This window comes from Nocardia testacea NBRC 100365, assembly GCF_000308775.1.
GTDB lineage: Bacteria > Actinomycetota > Actinomycetes > Mycobacteriales > Mycobacteriaceae > Nocardia > Nocardia testacea.
This window is the reverse complement of record NZ_BAGJ01000039.1, coordinates 1-16,479: the sequence shown is the minus strand read 5'-3', so window position 1 is coordinate 16,479 and position 16,479 is coordinate 1. Positions and strand designations below refer to the sequence as shown.

The 16,479-nt window shown below is 69.0% G+C and carries 14 protein-coding genes and 2 tRNA genes; 7 read left to right on the top strand and 9 right to left on the bottom strand.

Features of this window, described 5'->3' with window-relative positions:
• Positions 1–5: 5 nt before the first annotated feature.
• The 3 genes from ON38_RS05350 to argS are packed head-to-tail and all read right to left on the bottom strand — an operon-like array spanning position 6 to position 4,523.
• On the bottom strand, positions 6–1,367 hold the full coding sequence (locus tag ON38_RS05350) for a homoserine dehydrogenase (RefSeq protein WP_051164403.1): 1,362 nt from the start codon (positions 1,365–1,367) through the stop codon (positions 6–8).
• 23 nt (positions 1,368–1,390) lie between these two features.
• Entirely contained in the window at positions 1,391–2,806 is a 1,416-nt protein-coding gene (lysA, locus tag ON38_RS05345; protein WP_039822832.1) for a diaminopimelate decarboxylase, read from the bottom strand.
• Between the two features lie 58 nt (positions 2,807–2,864).
• Positions 2,865–4,523 carry an arginine--tRNA ligase gene (gene argS, locus ON38_RS05340; RefSeq protein ID WP_039822831.1) on the bottom strand — a complete coding sequence of 553 codons (1,659 nt, stop codon included), beginning with the start codon at positions 4,521–4,523 and terminating at the stop codon, positions 2,865–2,867.
• A gap of 92 nt (positions 4,524–4,615) precedes the next feature.
• Here argS and ON38_RS05335 point away from each other — a divergent pair, with 92 nt between their 5' ends.
• From ON38_RS05335 to ON38_RS05325, 3 genes are all read left to right on the top strand, one after another.
• Entirely contained in the window at positions 4,616–5,581 is a 966-nt protein-coding gene (locus tag ON38_RS05335) for a thioredoxin-like domain-containing protein (protein ID WP_039822830.1), read from the top strand.
• The gene (locus ON38_RS05330; protein ID WP_039822829.1) at positions 5,581–6,312 is read left to right on the top strand and encodes a DUF305 domain-containing protein; all 732 of its coding nucleotides are present in this window, start codon (positions 5,581–5,583) and stop codon (positions 6,310–6,312) included. The genes ON38_RS05335 and ON38_RS05330 overlap by 1 nt, the downstream gene beginning before the upstream one ends.
• 93 nt (positions 6,313–6,405) lie before the next feature.
• Positions 6,406–6,478, top strand: a tRNA-Arg gene (locus tag ON38_RS05325).
• Between the two features lie 572 nt (positions 6,479–7,050).
• Here ON38_RS05325 and ON38_RS05315 read toward each other — a convergent pair.
• Together ON38_RS05315 and ON38_RS05310 are read right to left on the bottom strand one after the other, a co-directional pair.
• Positions 7,051–8,259: an FAD-dependent oxidoreductase gene (locus ON38_RS05315; protein ID WP_039822827.1), complete on the bottom strand. Its 1,209-nt coding sequence runs from the start codon at positions 8,257–8,259 to the stop codon at positions 7,051–7,053.
• Between the two features lie 478 nt (positions 8,260–8,737).
• Positions 8,738–9,769: a hypothetical protein gene (locus ON38_RS05310; RefSeq protein ID WP_039822826.1), complete on the bottom strand. Its 1,032-nt coding sequence runs from the start codon at positions 9,767–9,769 to the stop codon at positions 8,738–8,740.
• Positions 9,770–9,943: 174 nt separating this feature from the next.
• Here ON38_RS05310 and ON38_RS05305 point away from each other — a divergent pair, with 174 nt between their 5' ends.
• A complete protein-coding gene (locus ON38_RS05305; protein WP_083872286.1) occupies positions 9,944–10,483 on the top strand; it encodes an Rv0361 family membrane protein in 540 nt (179 codons plus the stop codon).
• A 10-nt stretch (positions 10,484–10,493) separates the two neighbouring features.
• Positions 10,494–11,912: a metallophosphoesterase family protein gene (locus ON38_RS05300; protein ID WP_245563923.1), complete on the top strand. Its 1,419-nt coding sequence runs from the start codon at positions 10,494–10,496 to the stop codon at positions 11,910–11,912.
• A gap of 128 nt (positions 11,913–12,040) precedes the next feature.
• Here ON38_RS05300 and ON38_RS05295 read toward each other — a convergent pair.
• Positions 12,041–12,112, bottom strand: a tRNA-Cys gene (locus tag ON38_RS05295).
• A gap of 178 nt (positions 12,113–12,290) precedes the next feature.
• Between ON38_RS05295 and ON38_RS05290 the strand changes: the two genes are divergently transcribed.
• Both ON38_RS05290 and ON38_RS05285 read left to right on the top strand, forming a co-directional pair.
• Positions 12,291–12,833, top strand: coding sequence for a MarR family winged helix-turn-helix transcriptional regulator (locus ON38_RS05290; protein WP_039822825.1), 543 nt, complete (start codon positions 12,291–12,293; stop codon positions 12,831–12,833).
• A 169-nt stretch (positions 12,834–13,002) separates the two neighbouring features.
• On the top strand, positions 13,003–14,049 hold the full coding sequence (locus ON38_RS05285; RefSeq protein ID WP_051164400.1) for a DUF7159 family protein: 1,047 nt from the start codon (positions 13,003–13,005) through the stop codon (positions 14,047–14,049).
• Positions 14,050–14,075: 26 nt separating this feature from the next.
• On the opposite strand, the gene ON38_RS05280 is transcribed toward ON38_RS05285, so the two are convergent.
• From ON38_RS05280 to ON38_RS05270, 3 genes are all read right to left on the bottom strand, one after another.
• Entirely contained in the window at positions 14,076–14,852 is a 777-nt protein-coding gene (locus ON38_RS05280) for an enoyl-CoA hydratase (RefSeq protein ID WP_039822824.1), read from the bottom strand.
• Between the two features lie 107 nt (positions 14,853–14,959).
• Entirely contained in the window at positions 14,960–15,706 is a 747-nt protein-coding gene (locus tag ON38_RS05275; protein ID WP_039822823.1) for an ESX secretion-associated protein EspG, read from the bottom strand.
• Positions 15,707–15,712: 6 nt separating this feature from the next.
• Positions 15,713–16,479: ESX secretion-associated protein EspG (locus ON38_RS05270; protein ID WP_157181670.1), on the bottom strand; the 767-nt coding region annotated here is incomplete at its 5' end.

Here is a 16,479-nt window from a genome sequence, read left to right as displayed (position 1 = left end):
TGTTGTCATTCCTCGGTGCCTTCCAATCTCAGAACGCTGGTGACAGATGTGACGGATTCCATACCCGACAGCGCGGCGACGGTCTCGGAGAGCGCCGCCTCGGTCGCGAGATGGGTCACGACCACCAGCCGTGCCTTGTCGTCGTGACCCTCCTGGCGGACGGTCGAGATGCTCACTCCGTGGTTGGAGAATTCGCCCGCCACCCTCGCCAGTACGCCGGGACGGTCTTCGACCTTCAGATTCACGTGATAGCGCGTCGGGGTGTCGCCGATCGGCGCGATCGGAAGCTCAGCATAGACCGATTCGCCCGGCGCCCGGCCACCGAAGAACTTGTTGCGGGCGGCCATGACCAGGTCACCCAGAACGGCCGAGGCGGTCGGCGCCCCGCCGGCGCCCTGCCCGTAGAACATGAGCCGACCGGCGTTCTCGGCCTCCACGACCACCGCGTTGAACGCACCGGTCACCGCGGCCAGCGGATGTTTGCGCGGGATCAGCGCCGGATAGACGCGCACCGACACCCGGTCCTTGCCGCCTTCGGCCGGGGTGGGTTCGCCCGCACCCGCCGGCACCCGCTCGCAGATCGCCAGCAGTTTGACCGTGCAGTCCAGCGCGGACGCGGTCTCCAGGTCCTCGGCGGTGATGGTGGCGATGCCCTGGCGGTAGACGTCGGCGGCCGTCACCCGGGTGTGGAAGGCCAGCGAGGCCAGGATCGCGGCCTTCGCGGCGGCGTCGTAGCCCTCCACGTCGGCGGTCGGATCGGCTTCGGCATAGCCGAGGCGGGTCGCTTCGGCGAGGGTGTCGCCGTAGTCGGCACCGGTTTCGTCCATGGCCGAGAGGATGAAGTTGGTGGTTCCGTTCACGATGCCGACCACCCGGTTCACCCGGTCGCCGGACAGCGATTGGATCAGCGGCCGGACCACCGGGATGGCGCCGGCCACCGCGGCCTCGAAGTACAGGTCGGCCCGGCTGCGTTCCGCGGCGGCGGCCAGCTCGCCGGTGTAATCGGCCAGCAGCGCCTTGTTCGCGGAGACCACGGACTTCCCGGCGTTGAGCGCAGCCAGGATGAGTTTGCGAGCCGGATCGATACCGCCGATCACCTCGACGACCAGGTCGACGTCGGGCCGGGCGACCAGCTCTTCGGCGTCGGTGGTGAGTAGTTCGGCGGGTAGCCCGCGGTCACGATCGAGGCTGCGCACCGCGACCCCGCGCAGGGTCAGCGGCGCGCCGACCCGGGCCTGGAGATCGTCGGCGTGATCGCGGAGGATCCGCACGACCTCCCGGCCGACATTGCCCATACCCAGTACCGCGATACCAATCGGACGGTCCGGCCCCCAACGACCCGGCACCACTTCGGCCCCCTCTGGCATGCTCTCCCCTTTCGTCGCGTCCATCAGACCTCCAGGCCGAGCAGGTCCTCGACCGTTTCCCGGCGCAGGATCAACCGGGCCGTGCCGTCGCTGACCGCGACGACGGCGGGACGGGTCAGCAGGTTGTACCGGCTCGACATGGAGTAGCAATAGGCACCGGTGCCGGCCACCGCGATGAGATCCCCCGGGCCCGCGTCGGCCGGCATCCACGTGTCGCGGATGATGATATCGCCGCTCTCACAGTGTTTTCCGACGACGCGAGCGACCACCGGTGCCGCCTCGGAACCGCGGGACACCAGCTGGCAGTGGTAATCGGCCTGGTAGAGCGCGGGCCGGATATTGTCGCTCATCCCGCCGTCCACGCTCACGTAGCGGCGGCGCAGGCCGCCGTCGAGCGAGACATCCTTGATGGTGCCCACTTCGTAGAGGGTCACGGTACCGGGGCCGGCGATGGCGCGGCCCGGTTCGACCGCGATACGCGGCACGGGCAGCCCGGCGCGTTCGGCCTCGCGGGCGACCAGTGCGCGGAGTTTCTCCGCGAACAGGTCCAGCGGCGGCGGATCGTCGGAGGGCAGATAGGAAATACCCAGACCGCCGCCCAGATCGAGCAGCGAAATCTGCGAAGTGCGCTCGACACCGAATTTGTCGACCGCTTCGCGCAGCAGGCCCAGCATCCGGTGCGCGGCGATTTCGAAACCGTCGATTTCGAAGATCTGCGATCCGATATGGCTGTGCAGTCCGACCAGCCGCAGATTATCGGCCTCGAACACCCGGGCCAGCGCTTCCATGGCGTCGCCGCCGGAAATGGAGAAACCGAATTTCTGGTCCTCGTGCGCGGTGGAGATGTACTCGTGGGTGTGCGCCTCGACCCCGACCGTGACCCGGACCAAGACGTCCTGGACGACTCCGGCGACGCCGGCGACGGCTTCCAGCCGGTCGATCTCGATCAGCGAGTCCACCACCACATGGCCCACTCCGGCCGCCACCGCGGCCTCCAGTTCGGCCACCGATTTGTTGTTGCCGTGCAGGGCGATCCGCTCGGCCGGGAAGCCGGCGTGCAGCGCGACGGCGAGTTCACCGCCGGAGCACACATCCAGCGAGAGACCTTCGTCGCGGATCCAGCGCGCGATCTCGCCGCACAGAAAAGCCTTGGAGGCGTAGTGAACTCGCGCATTCGGCCCGAACGCGCGCACCATATCGCGGCAGCGGGACCGGAAATCGTCCTCGTCCACCACGAACAGCGGCGTGCCGAACTGCGCGGCGAGTTCGGTGACGGGCACCCCCGCCAGCCGGACCACATCGTCGGCACCGCGGGTGGCGTTGCGCGGCCACACCTGCGCGGGCAGGTCGATCAGCTGCCGCGGATCGGCCGGGCGTTCCGGCAGATTCGGGGCGTGCGGTATCTCGGCGTGCCGGGGCCCGGCGGGATGGACACTCATCGGTCTTCCTTCCTCGTCCACTGCCGGAACAGTCGGTCGATGCGATTGCCGGGCGCGGTCACATCCGCTCCGGAGCGGTGACGCCGAGCAGAGCCAGGCCGTTGGCCAGCACCTGCCGGGTCGCGTTCACCAGCACCAGGCGGGCGGCGTTGACCGGCGAGACGGGCTCGTCGCCCAGCGGCAGTACCCGCAGGGCCTTGTTGGTCTGGAACGGGTGGTAGGCGCCGGCCAGTTCCTCCAGGTACCGCGCGATACGGTGCGGTTCCCGCAGGGTCGCCGCACTCGCCACCACCCGGGGGAATTCACCGATGGTGCGAATGAGAGCGCCCTCGAATTCGGAATCCAGCAGAGCGAAATCCGGTGTCACCGTGGCGTATTCGAATTCGGCGGCATTGCGCGCGATGGACGCGGCGCGGGCGTGCGCGTACTGCACGTAGTACACCGGGTTCACGCTGTCCTGTTTCGCCCACAGGTCCAGGTCGATATCGATGCTCGAGTTCACCGAGCTGCGCACCAAGGAGTAGCGGGCGGCGTCGACGCCGATCGCCTCCACCAGATCGTCCAGCGTGACCACGGTGCCCGCGCGTTTGCTCATCCGCACGGCCACGCCGTCGCGCAGCAGGTTCACCATCTGGCCGATGAGCACCTCGACGCTGTCGGGGTCGTCACCGAACGCGGCGGCCGCGGCCTTCAACCGGCCGATATAGCCGTGATGGTCGGCGCCGAGCATATAGATGCACAGGTCGAAACCGCGCGAGCGCTTGTCCTGCAGGTAGGCGATATCGCCGGCGATATAGGCGGCGTTCCCGTCGCTTTTGATGACCACCCGGTCCTGATCGTCACCGTATTCGGAGCTGGCGATCCACCAGGCGCCGTCCTTCGAATACAGATCACCGGAATTCTTCAGCGTGTCCACCGCGCGTTCTACCGCACCCGAGGCGAACAGCGAACTCTCGTTGAAATACACATCGAAATCGGTGCCGAATTCGTGCAGCGTTTTCTTGATGTGGGCGAACATGAGTTCCACGCCTTCGGCGCGGAACAGTTCCAGCCGCTTCTCCGGGTCGAGTTCGGCCGCACCGGGATGGTCGGCCACGATCCGGTCGGCGATCTCGCCGATATAGGCGCCCGCGTACCCGTTCTCCGGGGTCGGCGCGCCGGTGGCGGCGGCGACCAGCGATTCGGCGAACCGGGTGATCTGGGCGCCGTGATCGTTGAAGTAGTACTCGCGGGTGACCTCGGCGCCCTGCGCGGCCAGGATCCGGCCCAGCGCGTCGCCCACCGCGGCCCAGCGGGTCCCGCCCAGGTGCACCGGGCCGGTCGGGTTGGCGGAGACGAACTCCAGATTGATCTTCGTACCGGCGAGTGTGTTCGCGGTGCCGTACCCCGCCCCTGCCGCGAGCACCTGCTCGAGCACCACACCCTGCGCCGACGCGGCGACCCGGATATTGAGGAAGCCGGGTCCGGCGACCTCCGCGGTCGCGACGGCCTCGGTATCGCTCAGCGCCGCGGCGAGCCAGCCGGCCAGTTCCCGCGGGTTGGTCCCGGCCTTCTTCGCGACCTTCATCGCTACATTGGTGCTGTAGTCACCGTGCTCCGGATTTCGCGGACGCTCCACATCGACCGTGTCGGGCAGCACCGCGGCATCCAGTCCACGTTCGGCGAGGACCTTCGCCGCGGTGGCGTGAAGGAGATCTGCAAGGTCGGCTGGAGTCACGAGTCTCTATCCTATGGTCCGAGTGGGTGCGCGCCGCGAGTGGGCACCGCAGCTCGGCACTGTTCATCGACGTGGAAAGAACTGGGACCGGTATGCCGAACAGGACGAGCGCCAAATCGGCGAAGGCCGTGAAGGCGGCGGGCAAAGTCGCGGGTGCGCGCGCGAGCAGCAGCAGGAACAAGGGCAAACCGCCGATCACGCAGCGAATCCCCTGGCTCACCATCGGCGCGGTCGTGGTGCTCGTGGGGCTGGTCGCGGCCCTCGCGGTGAACCTGGTGCCCAAGTACCAGGAGAAGGCCGCCCTGGAGAAGTTCACCCCCTCCGAGCAGAAACAGGACCCCTCCGACCAGATCGAGGGTGTGGTGAAGAAGGAGTACCCGGCGGGTCTGCACGTCGACGCGACCCAGCGGGTGGCCTACGACCAGACGCCACCGTTCGGTGGCCCGCACGACGCCTCCTGGGCCAACTGCATGGGCACCGTCTACGACAAGGCGCTGCGCGAGGAGAACGCGGTGCACTCGCTGGAACACGGCGCGGTGTGGATCACCTACAACCCGGACAAGATCGACCGGTCCGGGATCGACACGCTGAAGAAAAAGGTCGAGGGTGAGCAGTACATGCTCATGTCGCCGCACCCCGGCCAGGAAGCCCCGGTCTCACTGCAGTCCTGGGGACATCAGCTCACCGTGAACAGCGCCGACGACGAGCGGATCGGTCAGTTCATCACCGCGCTGCGACTGAACAACTTCGCCTATCCCGAGGTCGGCGCGGACTGCGCGACGGTCGCCTTCGACACCCAGAACCCGCCGCCCTACGACCCGAGCGAGCCGGGCCCCGACGCCGTGCCGATGGACGGTGCCGGCCTGCAGCCCGACCAGGGCGAGCTCGGCGGGATGGGAGCTCCCGGCGGCGGTCTGCCGGGTGGGCTGCCCGGTGGCATCCCGGCGATCCCGGGCATGCCCGGCACCCTGCCGGACCAGCAGGCGCCCGGGGCCGTGCCCGGCCAGCAGGCGCCCGGGGCCGCGGCCGATCAGCAGGCTCCCGGAGCCGGACAGTAATGCCGGAAACGGAAACCCTCGAGACCGAGCACCGGCCCGAGACCGGACTCCGGGCGCAGCTGCGAGGCCAGCGCATCCCGCTGCTGATCATCGCCGCTATCGCGCTGCTCGTGGTGGGGTTCGGCGCGGGCGTGCTGCTCTCGCCGGACGATTCCGGCGGGTCCGCGCCGGGTCCGGTCGATATCGGATTCGCGCAGGATATGTCGGCCCACCACACCCAGGCCGTGGAGATGTCGGGGATCGCGCTGCTGGGTTCGGCCGATCCCGCGGTGCAGCGCCTGGCCTACGACATCCTCACCACGCAGCAGAGCCAGATCGGACGGATGCAGGGCTGGTTGCAGATGTGGGGCGCGCCCGCGCGTGGCGCGGACGGCTACATGGGCTGGATGCACGACACCGGCCACGGTGACGACCAGCACAACGGGGGTCACGACCACGGTTCCGGGACGCACGATTCCGGTGCTGTGGCCGCGATGCCGGGTATGGCGAGCACCGCGGACATCCAGCGGTTACGCGACGCGCGCGGCACCGATCTCGATGTGCTGTTCCTGCAACTCATGCTGCGCCATCACCAGGGCGGGGTCCCGATGCTGGAGTACGGCGCCGAACACGCCGAAACCGGCGAGATCGGCATCCTGGCCGGGCAGATGCTCGCCGCACAGCAGGGTGAGGCCCAGCTCATCACCGATATGCTCGCCGCTCGCGGCGGCCGGCCGCTGCCCCTGAACTGAACCGCTACCACTCGTTTTGGCCGCATCGGCGATGATGCGATACGCTGTGGTCCGCCCGATCGACCGGCTCCCGGTCGCCCCGGGTGGATCCCCGCCCTCGTAGCTCAGGGGATAGAGCGTCTGCCTCCGGAGCAGAAGGCCGCAGGTTCGATTCCTGCCGAGGGCACGCACGAGGAAGGCCCTCGACCAGCTGGGTTCTGGTCGGGGGCCTTTCTCGTTCTCGATCCCGGTCGGCCCGGGTGCCGGAGTCGGCGCGACCCCGCCCCGAGCCTTCGCCGCCGCCCCTCGGCGCCCGGTTCCACGTACGCGTGCGGATCGTGGCGCCGATCTCTGGGACCACACCGCCGCGTAGCGGATCGTTCTCCACGGGGCCGCCCGCCGACGAGCGGCGGGCGGCCCGCTGTCCGCTCCTTCCGTCACAGGCCGGGGCCGATGCCGGGCATCATCCCCAACATCATCCCGAGCATCCTCTGCAGCATTTCCATACCGGCGCCTAGATAAGGTTCGAACGAACCCATCGTTCCCATCTCCTTCACCGCGATTTTTCTCCTGGCCCCCGACTCATTCGCCGCGTACCGCATCCCGTCGACCGGAAACAAGCAAACGGCGATTTCTATCCACTTTCGGAATGGCATACGCCCTCGGGTTCGCACCGCGACGTGCGGTGCCCGGCCCGCGGGGCGGTGGTATATCCGCCCGAGCCCGGCCACCCACCGGCGCGGGGCCCGCGGGGCGGCGCTAGTTGTTGGCGCGCTGGATCGAGCGCTGGACGAGACCGCGGATACCGGGGAGTTGGATGGCGCGCAGCATGAGATCCCCCGCCCAGACATGCGCACGAGTGGGTGGGGCGAATCGGCTGACCCCCTTGCGAGCGAGAGCTTGCCGCTTGCGGACTTCCGGCCGCAGCGATCGCTCCCAGGCGTCGAGTGCGGCGGTGAGGTCGTCGCCGTGGGCGTCGAGGGCGGCGCCGAGCCGGTCGGCGCCGTCGAGGGCGAGGGCCGCGCCGTAACCGGCGAAGACGGTGACGCACCAGGCGGCATCACCCAGGAGTACGACCCGGCCGCTACTCCATCGGTCGGCGACGATCTGGCCGACCGAGTCGAAATAGGCGTCGGCCGGGTCGGCGGAGAGCTGCTCGAGCGCCTCGGCGACCCCGCGCCCCAGATCACCGAACGCCGCGGTGAGCGCGGATGCGGCACCGCGGGCGAGTTCGGCGGCCGGGTCGAGGCTGCGGTAGGTGAAGAACGCCGAGGACCGGCCCGGGCCCAGGTTCATCACCGCGGCGGTGCGCCGGGGCCCGAGAAAGGTCGTGCCGACCCCGTGGGGAACGTGCTCGGGGACGGTATCGAGTGGGAAGGCGCCCACCATGTGGTTCAGCTCCACCAAATGCTCCGATTCGGGACCGAAGGCGAGTTCACGGATCCGGGAGTGCACACCGTCGGCACCGATGAGCAGGTCGGCCTGTAGGCGGGTGTCATCGCTCAGGGTGACCTCGACCGCACCGGGATCCTGGGTCATCGCCCGTACCGTGGTGCCGAAGCGGATATCGACGTGCGCGGCCACCGCGGCGTACAGCGCCGATTCCAGGTCGCCGCGGAAGAGACTCAGCGCCCGATCCCCCACCGCGGCCTGTGCGACGGCAGCGGGAACGGTGAACTTCTCCCGGCCGTCGGCGTGGACGAGCACCGAGGTGAAGAACCCGATATCGCGCGGCGCGAGTGCGGGCACCAGGCCGAGCCGTTCGGCGGCATCATAACCGGGCCCGTGCAGGTTCAGCAGATAGCCGCCGCTGCGTCGGGCAGGCGCCCGCTCGAGCACGACGACTTCCCAGCCTGCCCGGCGCAACCGCAATGCCGCGGCCAGCCCGGCAATACCGGCTCCCGCCACCACCGCCCGTTTCGCCCCGCGACCGCTGGGGTTTCGTACTGCGTTCTCGATATCGTCCACTGCCACTCCTGAAGGTCCGCCACTCGGCCAGATCGTCAACTTGTAGTTGACGATAGCAAATATCGTCAACCTTGGGTTGACGATCGGTTTTGCCGATTCCGGACACCGATCTCGCACATGCCGAGCCGCACCGGGCGCACCGAGCGCCGCGCGACTGTCGGTGGCCGCCGGCTCGCCGACGCCCGTCGCGCTGCCACCGGCGCGCGCGATCCACTCACCCACCGGTGGATGACGACGGGGCACCGGCGTTTCGAAGTTCTGCCCCCGGGCCTCGTTACCGCGCAGCCCCATGGGTGAGCGCCGTCCTCGATGCGTGAGCGCAGGGTGCGACCCGCGGAAACCGCGGCAGCGAGCGACCGGACCCGGCCGCTACCGGGCATCCGTCGGTATCACCCCGGCGCGCATTCGCCGCCCGGCATCATGTCCGCGGCCGGCCCGGTGGCCGGACGCTGCCGGCCGACCGTCCGACGGCCCCCGGTCAATCCAATGAATTCGCCAGACGGGCGTGCAGATCCAGCAACTCCGGGATCTGGGCGGCCGGACGGCGGCCCAGACCGCATTCGGTGGCGATACCGAACTCGGGTACGAACGCCGCCGCGGCCTTGATCCGGCGGCGCGCGCCTTCGAAACCGTCGGATACGTGCACCAGACCCAGGTAGAGATCGGTTTCCGGGGCGGTCGCGAGGCCGGCGAGCGGAGCGAAATACGCGGCGTCGGCGCGGTCCTTGGGCACGGGCAGATGGATCCAGTTCAGCGGGCGCTTCAGCGCCACGGCCACCCCGGAAGCCACATCGACCAATTTCGAGGTATCGGCGGGCTCGACGAAATGCCGATGACCGAAATCGCCGTAGCAGAGGTGGTACCCCAGCTCCACCCCGGCGGGGACCGAGTCGCCGAGGCGGGTCAGCCGCTCGATCACCCCGCCCAGCCGGGCGGGATAGTCGTCACCGAACCAGCACGGGAAAACGCCCTCGAAGAGCGCGAATTCGACAGCCGCGTCCCATTGGATCGCCAGATCCTCGTGCGGAATCGCCGCGGTGATCTGATCCAGCTCGGCCAGGATCGCGGCCTCGTAGCGGTTTTCCAGTTCCGCCTGGGGGCCGGCCACGAACGCACCGACCACCGCGATCGGGGTCGGCAGACTCACCTGGAACCGAACACCGGACCGGACCAGGCCCTGTTCGCGGAGTTGTTCGAACACCCGCCAGGATTCCCGCGCCGCCTGGGCGTAACCCAGCGGCCCGAAATCGATGGCTTCCGGGTCGATTCCGGGAGCCGGCCGTACCCGTTCGCCCGGTCCGTACTCCGGAGTCGGCGGCGGGACGGTGACCAGACCGGGGTGGGCCTGTAGCCGGGGGAGCTGCCACACCACCCAGTTGTCGCGTTCGCCGGTCTCACCGTCGGGGATCCGGGTGATGTGCCCACCCAGCCGGGTGGCGACCTGCGCGAAGACCGCCTCGGCGTCGGGGAGCGGCACACTGCCGCACAGATGGACACCACGACCGGTCATCACACATACCTCCACGTATTCTCCGGGTCCTGCCGGAAGGAGTGTATGAGCACCGACACCGTTGCGCGCGCGGAGTACTCGGCCGTCACCGGGGACACCCCGGCGACCGCCGGACCGGACATCCCGTGGAGAGTGTCGTAGTGTTCGGGAAAATCCCCGGGAACGGAGAACGTTGTGACCCAGCCACCGGCAGATCCGAACGGGCCGCAGCCGCCCGACGGTACCGAGCCCGGCCACCCGCGACCGGCCCGTAAGCGTCGGACCGGCCTCATCGTGGGCGCGGTAGTGGCGGTACTCGTGGTCGTCGCGGCCATCGCGGCCGTGGTGGTGCTGACCGTGCAAGGACGCACACCGCTGTCCTCCGACGAACAACAGGTCGAGGCCGCGCTGCGCGAGTTCTACGGCACGCTCGGCGACGACGGTTTCACGGCCGCCACCCAGCTGGCCTGTAAGGCCGACCGGGACGAATTCGACGCCATGTCCGACTCGGAGAAGTCCGAGGCCGAGAAGCTCGGATTCACCGTCGATATCGACTCGGTCGACAATATCGTCGTATCCGGTGACCGCGCGAAGGCCGAGATCAAGGGCAAGTTCGGCCTGTCGGCGCCGGGCGCCGGCGACGGCGAGCAGATGGACGACAGTTCCGAGGAGAGCCTCGTGAAAGAGGACGGCGAATGGCGGGTCTGCTCATCCTCCGACAGCGACCCGAAATGATCGACGGCGGGTGCCGGTGAGCTGCTGCGGGCCCTCGCGTCGCACCGTACTGGGCGCACTCGGCCTCGCGGCGCTGTTGCCCGCCACCGGATTCGCCGGTGTGGGCCGGGCGCAGCCGACGCCCGGCCCGGTGCTGGCGACCGACCTGGAAGTCGTCACGGTCACCGATACCGTCGCCGTGCTCACCTGGACCAGTCGCGACCCGAGCAGCGCGATCCCGGTGCCCACCGACGGCGAACTACTGCTCGGCCCGGCGGACAGTTCCCGCCCGCTCCGGCCGGTCTGGGCTTCCGCGGGCCCCACCCCCTTCCACTACGCGCAGATCGACGGCCTCGAACCAGGACGCGCCTACCGATTCGAGGCGCGCTCGGCCGGTGTGCGGGCGACGCCCGCGCTCTCGGTCGCCACCGGCGCGCCCGGCACCCCGGAAACCACCGCCACGTTCACTACCGCGGTGCCGCCGCCGGGACGGCTGCTGCGCACCCTGGCGCTCGCCAATGACGCCCACTACGGGGAGACGGTGAGCGGCCTGGTGGCGGGCGGGCTACCACCGGGGATACGCCAGGAACCGGGGCTACCGCCCTATCCGGAGGTCATGTTCGACGCCGTCCTCGGCGATCTGCGCCGCCCCGATCGCGGCGCGGACCTGCTCCTGCTGGCCGGTGACCTGACCGCGGAGGCCACACCCGCGCAGGTGCGCGCGGTGCGCGACCGGCTGGACCACTGGGGCATCGACGGTCAGGATTACCTCGCCGTACGCGGCAACCACGACCGCCCGCACCCGGGCGCAGAATACGCGGACTGCCCCGTGGTGCCCGGCGCGACGGACCATCGTGATTGCTGGAGCGAGGTTTTCGGGCCCCGGCAGCAGGTGGTCGAACACGAACTCGGCGGACTGCGCATCCTCGGCCTGGACACCAGCGCGCTGGACGGCGCGGGCGGGGTACTCGACACCGCGCAGTTCGACCGGGTCACCGAACTGCTGCGCGCCGAACCCGACCGTCCCACTGTGGTTTTCGGTCATCATCCGGTCACCGTGGAGGCGGGGCTCACCAATACGGCCGGTCCCGGTTTCGTACTCGACCGCGATACCGCGCTGCGGTTGCAGCGGTTGTACGAGCGCGCGCCGGGGGTCTTCCTGCAGCACAGCGGCCACACCCACCGCACCCGCCGCACCCGGCCGGATACCGCCTGCGCGGTGGAATTCCTGGAGGTCGGCGCGATCAAGGAGTACCCGGGCGGATACAGCCTGCTGCGGATCTACGAAGGTGGCTACACGGTGAACTTCTACAAGACCCGCACCCCGGAATCCCGGCGCTGGAGCACCCTGACCCGCGCCGAATACTTCGGACTGCTCCCCGAGTACACACTCGGCACCTTCGCCGACCGCAATCACGTTGTGCTGCGCGATTTCTCGGGACTCACCTGACGGTCCCGGATACGGTCACCTGCCGCTGTCCCGCAAGAACCGGGTGGGATGGAGGCCGGTGCCGGAATCGCCGCGGACCGCTCGAGGCGAATTCCGGTTCCGACCTCCGAAAACATCCCTGACCATAGAGCGAGCGGCGGGAATCGAACCCGCGTAAACGGCTTTGCAGACCGTTGCCTGAACCACTCAGCCACGCCCGCGTGACTCGATGATCATGGCTCGCCACGGCCGCGCGGCACACAGTTGCGCTCAGCCGGATCGCAACCGGTGACAGCGGCGGGACCGGTGGCGGCGCCACCGGCTGCGCGGGTGACACCCGCCACCGGGGGGCGCCCACGACGCGGCTCATCCGCGCGGTGCCGTGCAATGATCGAACACATGTCTCGCCCCCGCCCGCTACCCCTCGACCCGATCCAGGAGGCCCACCGCCAATGGGTCGGCCACGGATGGGGTGCGGTCGCCGACGGGATGGCCGCGGTGACCTCTCTGGTCCGCGCCCAGCAGATCGTCATGGCCCGGGTCGACGAAGCGCTGCGCCCGACCGGCCTGACCTTCTCACGGTACGAATTGCTGCAGCTGCTGAACTTCAGCGCCACCGGCGCGCTGCCGATGGCGGTGGCCAGCGCCCGATTGCAGGTACACCCGACCAGTGTCACCAATTCGGTGGATCGGCTGGAGGCGGCGGGGCTGGTGAACCGGGTCCCGCATCCCAACGACCGGCGGGCCACACTGATCGAGATCACCGACGCTGGAAGGGCTCTCGTCGCCGAGGCCACCGAATACCTGAACGAGCGCGTATTCGCGCGGCCGGAGCTGCCGCCCGACCGGTTGCGGACGCTGCTGCAGTTGCTCGCCGAGTTCCGCCACACCGCAGGAGACTTCGATACCGGCGAGGAACCGGCCCGCTGGGCCGAACCCTGACCGTATCCCGGACGCGCCGGGCGGTCACAGCAAACCCGGCCCGGAACAGGTCGAATCGAATGTTTGCCGGACCGGCCGGGCAGCGAACACATGACGGCCGGGCACCCGTTCAGCAAATTTCTCGGTGGTTCGGCTTGGCAACAACCGACCCGCGGCGCACCATATGTTTATGGTGCTGGTTCTCGGGGTATCAGTAGGCGCCTCAGGTGCGCGTGCGGTACTCACCCATTCGGATCGACCGCACCTGCCGCCGATCGATCGGTGCCATATCCCCCGCCCGGCCCGCGCCTCGGTGGCCGAGCCGGTCCTCATCGCGATCCGCCGCATGTACGGCGCCGCCGGCAGGCGTGACGAGTACATCACCGGCACCGCCGTAACCTGCCACAACCGCGAGCAGGCCGAAGTGGTGGGCGATGCCCTCGGCACCGGCCGCGTCACCCTGGTGGACGAACCGCTGGCGCAGTTGCGCTACCTCAGGTTCACCGAGAAACTGCCGACGACCGGAGTGGTCTGCCTGTTCGACCTGGGCTCGTCCGGTCTGACGCTGACCCAGATCGACTGCCGGACCGATACCGTACTGGCCGGCGCCCACTGCCCGGGGCTGGGCGGCGACGGCTACAACGAACTGCTCTGCGAATGGCTGGATTCGGCCGGTGTGTACACCGACGAAACGGCGGCCCGGCGTTACCGGGAGGCGCTGAGCAGCGCTCGCGTGGTGACCGCGGCCGACCCCGATACCGCCGAACGCGCGGTGATCACCCGAAGTGACCTGGCCGAACTCTGCGCGGACGCGGTGCAGTCGGCCGCGACGCTGGTGCACCGCGTGGCCGAGCAGACGGAGGCGGCGCCGGACGCGGTGGCCCTGCTGGGCGGATGCGCCCGCAATCCGGCCCTGCGCACCCGGCTGAGCGAGTTACTGGACCTGCCGGTGGTGTGCGATTCCGAACCGGAGTACGTCTCGGCGCGCGGTGCCCTGCTGTTCGCCGCCGAACGGCCCGCCGCCGGTATCCGCACCGCTCATATCCGGGCGGGCGGGCAGGTGGTGCCACTGGCCCCGCCCGTCGTCGGACGGCGCAAGGTCTATGCGGCCGCCGCGGTGACGATCGGGCTGGGCGCGACCGTGGCCGGACTGCTCACGGCGCAGAACGGCGCCGCGCAACCCACCCGGAGCAACTACGTTCCCACCGACATCCTGGACGCGCCGCCCGCACCCTGAACCGGGCCCGGGCCGCGCACCGACGATCAGCGGTTGGTGAAATTGGCGGGCCGCTTGTCCACGAATGCCGCCATCCCCTCGGACTGGTCCGCGGTCGCGAACAGCGAATGGAAGACACGCCGCTCGAAGCGCAGGCCCTCGCTCAGGGTGGTCTCGAACGACCGGTTCACCGCTTCCTTGGCGATCATGGCCACCGGCAGCGACATGGACGCGATGGTGGCCGCCACCTCGAGGGCGGTGTCGAGGAGTTCCGCCGCCGGAACCACTCGGGACACCAGCCCCGCCCGCTCGGCCTCGTCGACGTCCATATTCCGGCCGGTCAGCACCAAGTCCATGGCCTTGGCCTTACCGATCGCCCGGGTCAGCCGCTGCGACCCGCCGATACCGGGGATAACACCCAGCTTGATCTCGGGCTGGCCGAACTTGGCGGTATCCGCCGCGATCAGGATGTCGCAGATCATGGCGAGCTCACAGCCGCCGCCCAGCGCATAACCGGCGACCGCCGCGATGGTCGGCTTACGGAACTGGGCCAGCCGTTCCCAGCGGGCGAAATAGTCGTCCATGAACATGTCCATATAGGACTTCGGCTGCATCTCCTTGATATCCGCGCCGGCGGCGAAGGCCCGATCGGAACCGGTGATCACCACGGCGCCGATCTCGTCGTCGCGTTCGACCTCGTCGAGCGCGGCGATCACATCGTCGAGGACCTGCGCGTTCAGCGCGTTCAGCGCCTTGGGCCGGTTCAGCGTGATGAGGGCGACCCCATCCTTGCGCTCCAGCAGAATCGTCTCGAAGTCGGTCACGGCGCATCCTCTGGCTCGAAAGGTCATGAACATCGGTGACGATACCGCGCGCCCGACGGGCGGTATCGACACGGCTCGAGGGCGGGACACGACGGCTGGGGCGGCGATCACGTCTGCAGACGGACCATGATCTCCGCCATTCGCGCGTCGATCCAGTCACTCATCGCGGTGCCGTCCATACCGGCAGGTTCCGCGTCCGCACCCATCACGTACCGGCCGTCCCCCGGTATATCTCGCCAGATCAGACCCACGTGGATCATTCCGCGCTCCCGGAAACCCAGGCGCCCCTGGATCACTTTCAGGACCCCGGCATCCGGGCCGGACGGGACCGATGGCGAGCCGGAGGGCCGGAACGCGCGGGAATCCGGGCTCGGGCCCGCGACGGTGAGCCCGGCCGACACCGACTCCGGATCGCGGCCCGCGCCGACTTCGGGAAACAAGCCGACCACCGTCCGCGCCAGGTCCGCGGGATCGCATTCGGCGATATCGAAGCCGCCCGAATGGGCCACGGTCTCGCCCGGTCGCTGGGTGATCACATAACCTCGATCGTCACGACGAACCGCGTGCACCCGGATACATTGCCGCGGATCGGTATGGTGCCGTTCGTTCCACAGATTCGCCAGGACCATGATGTCGGGCCTGGTGAGCGCCCGGACCATCGCGTCGAACCGCGGATCGGTCACCTCGCGCAGGCCCGCCCGTACCTCGTCGCGCTCGCGTTCGTAGTCGTCGGCGAACCTGGTGTCACTGGTGAAGGTGAACGGACGCGGCAGGCCGCCGAGACGTAGGTCGTCGCACAGCACCTTGAACTGCAGGCCGGTGAGCTGCCAGCGGTAGACGATCGGTTCGGGCACAGGGGGTCATTCCTCGATTTCCATGTTCCGGTCGAGCCGGGCCACCACCAGGTCCACCTGCTCATCGATCCATTCGGTCAGATCCTCCGTGCCCATTCCCCGCGCGGACGGTGCCGTTCGGTGCATGGGGATCGCGTACCGGCCGTCGCCCTCGACATCGCGCCACAGCATGCCCATCTCGATCCGGCCGCGCGGACCGTACTTCGAACGACCCTGAACCACCCGGATGGCCCCGCTGCGTACCGCGGACGTCCGCAGAAAGGACAGGGCGCGATCGTATTCGCTGCCGGCGTCCTCGTTCTCGTCCTCGTCGTAATCGGAGATCATCGATCCGGATGTGCTGTATCCGGGCTCGAATCTGGGGTCTCGTCGTGTATCGGGAATCGCGGTGGCGGGCAATCGCCCGGCCCGCGCGAACGGTATCCGCGACAGCACGATATCGCCCAGCGCACGTGGATCGCATTCGACGATATCGAACCCGGCCGCGTGGTGGACCGTTTCGCCGGGCCGCTGGGTGATCACGAAACCCCGTGCCCGCTGCCGGCAGGCATGGACCCGGGTACGCATCCGTGGGTTGTCGAAATCTCCGTCGCCGCCGAATGCCTGCAGGCTGACGAAAACATCGGGTTTGGCCAGCGCGACGCCGAACGCGTCCAGTTCACCGTGGTAGCGGGCCCGGAGATCCCGGGCGATCTTCGAGAGCTCCCATTCGTATTCGTCCGCCCACCGGATCGAACTGGTGAAGACCAGCGGCCGCGGCAACCTGCCCCCCC

Coding starts and splice junctions, on each gene's coding strand:
- ON38_RS05335 (WP_039822830.1), top strand. CDS start 4,616: ATGCCGAACAGGACGAGCGCCAAATCGGCGAAGGCCGTGAAGGCGGCG.
- lysA (WP_039822832.1), bottom strand. CDS start 2,806: ATGAGTGTCCATCCCGCCGGGCCCCGGCACGCCGAGATACCGCACGCC.
- ON38_RS05310 (WP_039822826.1), bottom strand. CDS start 9,769: ATGACCGGTCGTGGTGTCCATCTGTGCGGCAGTGTGCCGCTCCCCGAC.
- ON38_RS05285 (WP_051164400.1), top strand. CDS start 13,003: ATGGTGCTGGTTCTCGGGGTATCAGTAGGCGCCTCAGGTGCGCGTGCG.
- ON38_RS05330 (WP_039822829.1), top strand. CDS start 5,581: ATGCCGGAAACGGAAACCCTCGAGACCGAGCACCGGCCCGAGACCGGA.
- ON38_RS05350 (WP_051164403.1), bottom strand. CDS start 1,367: ATGCCAGAGGGGGCCGAAGTGGTGCCGGGTCGTTGGGGGCCGGACCGT.
- ON38_RS05290 (WP_039822825.1), top strand. CDS start 12,291: ATGTCTCGCCCCCGCCCGCTACCCCTCGACCCGATCCAGGAGGCCCAC.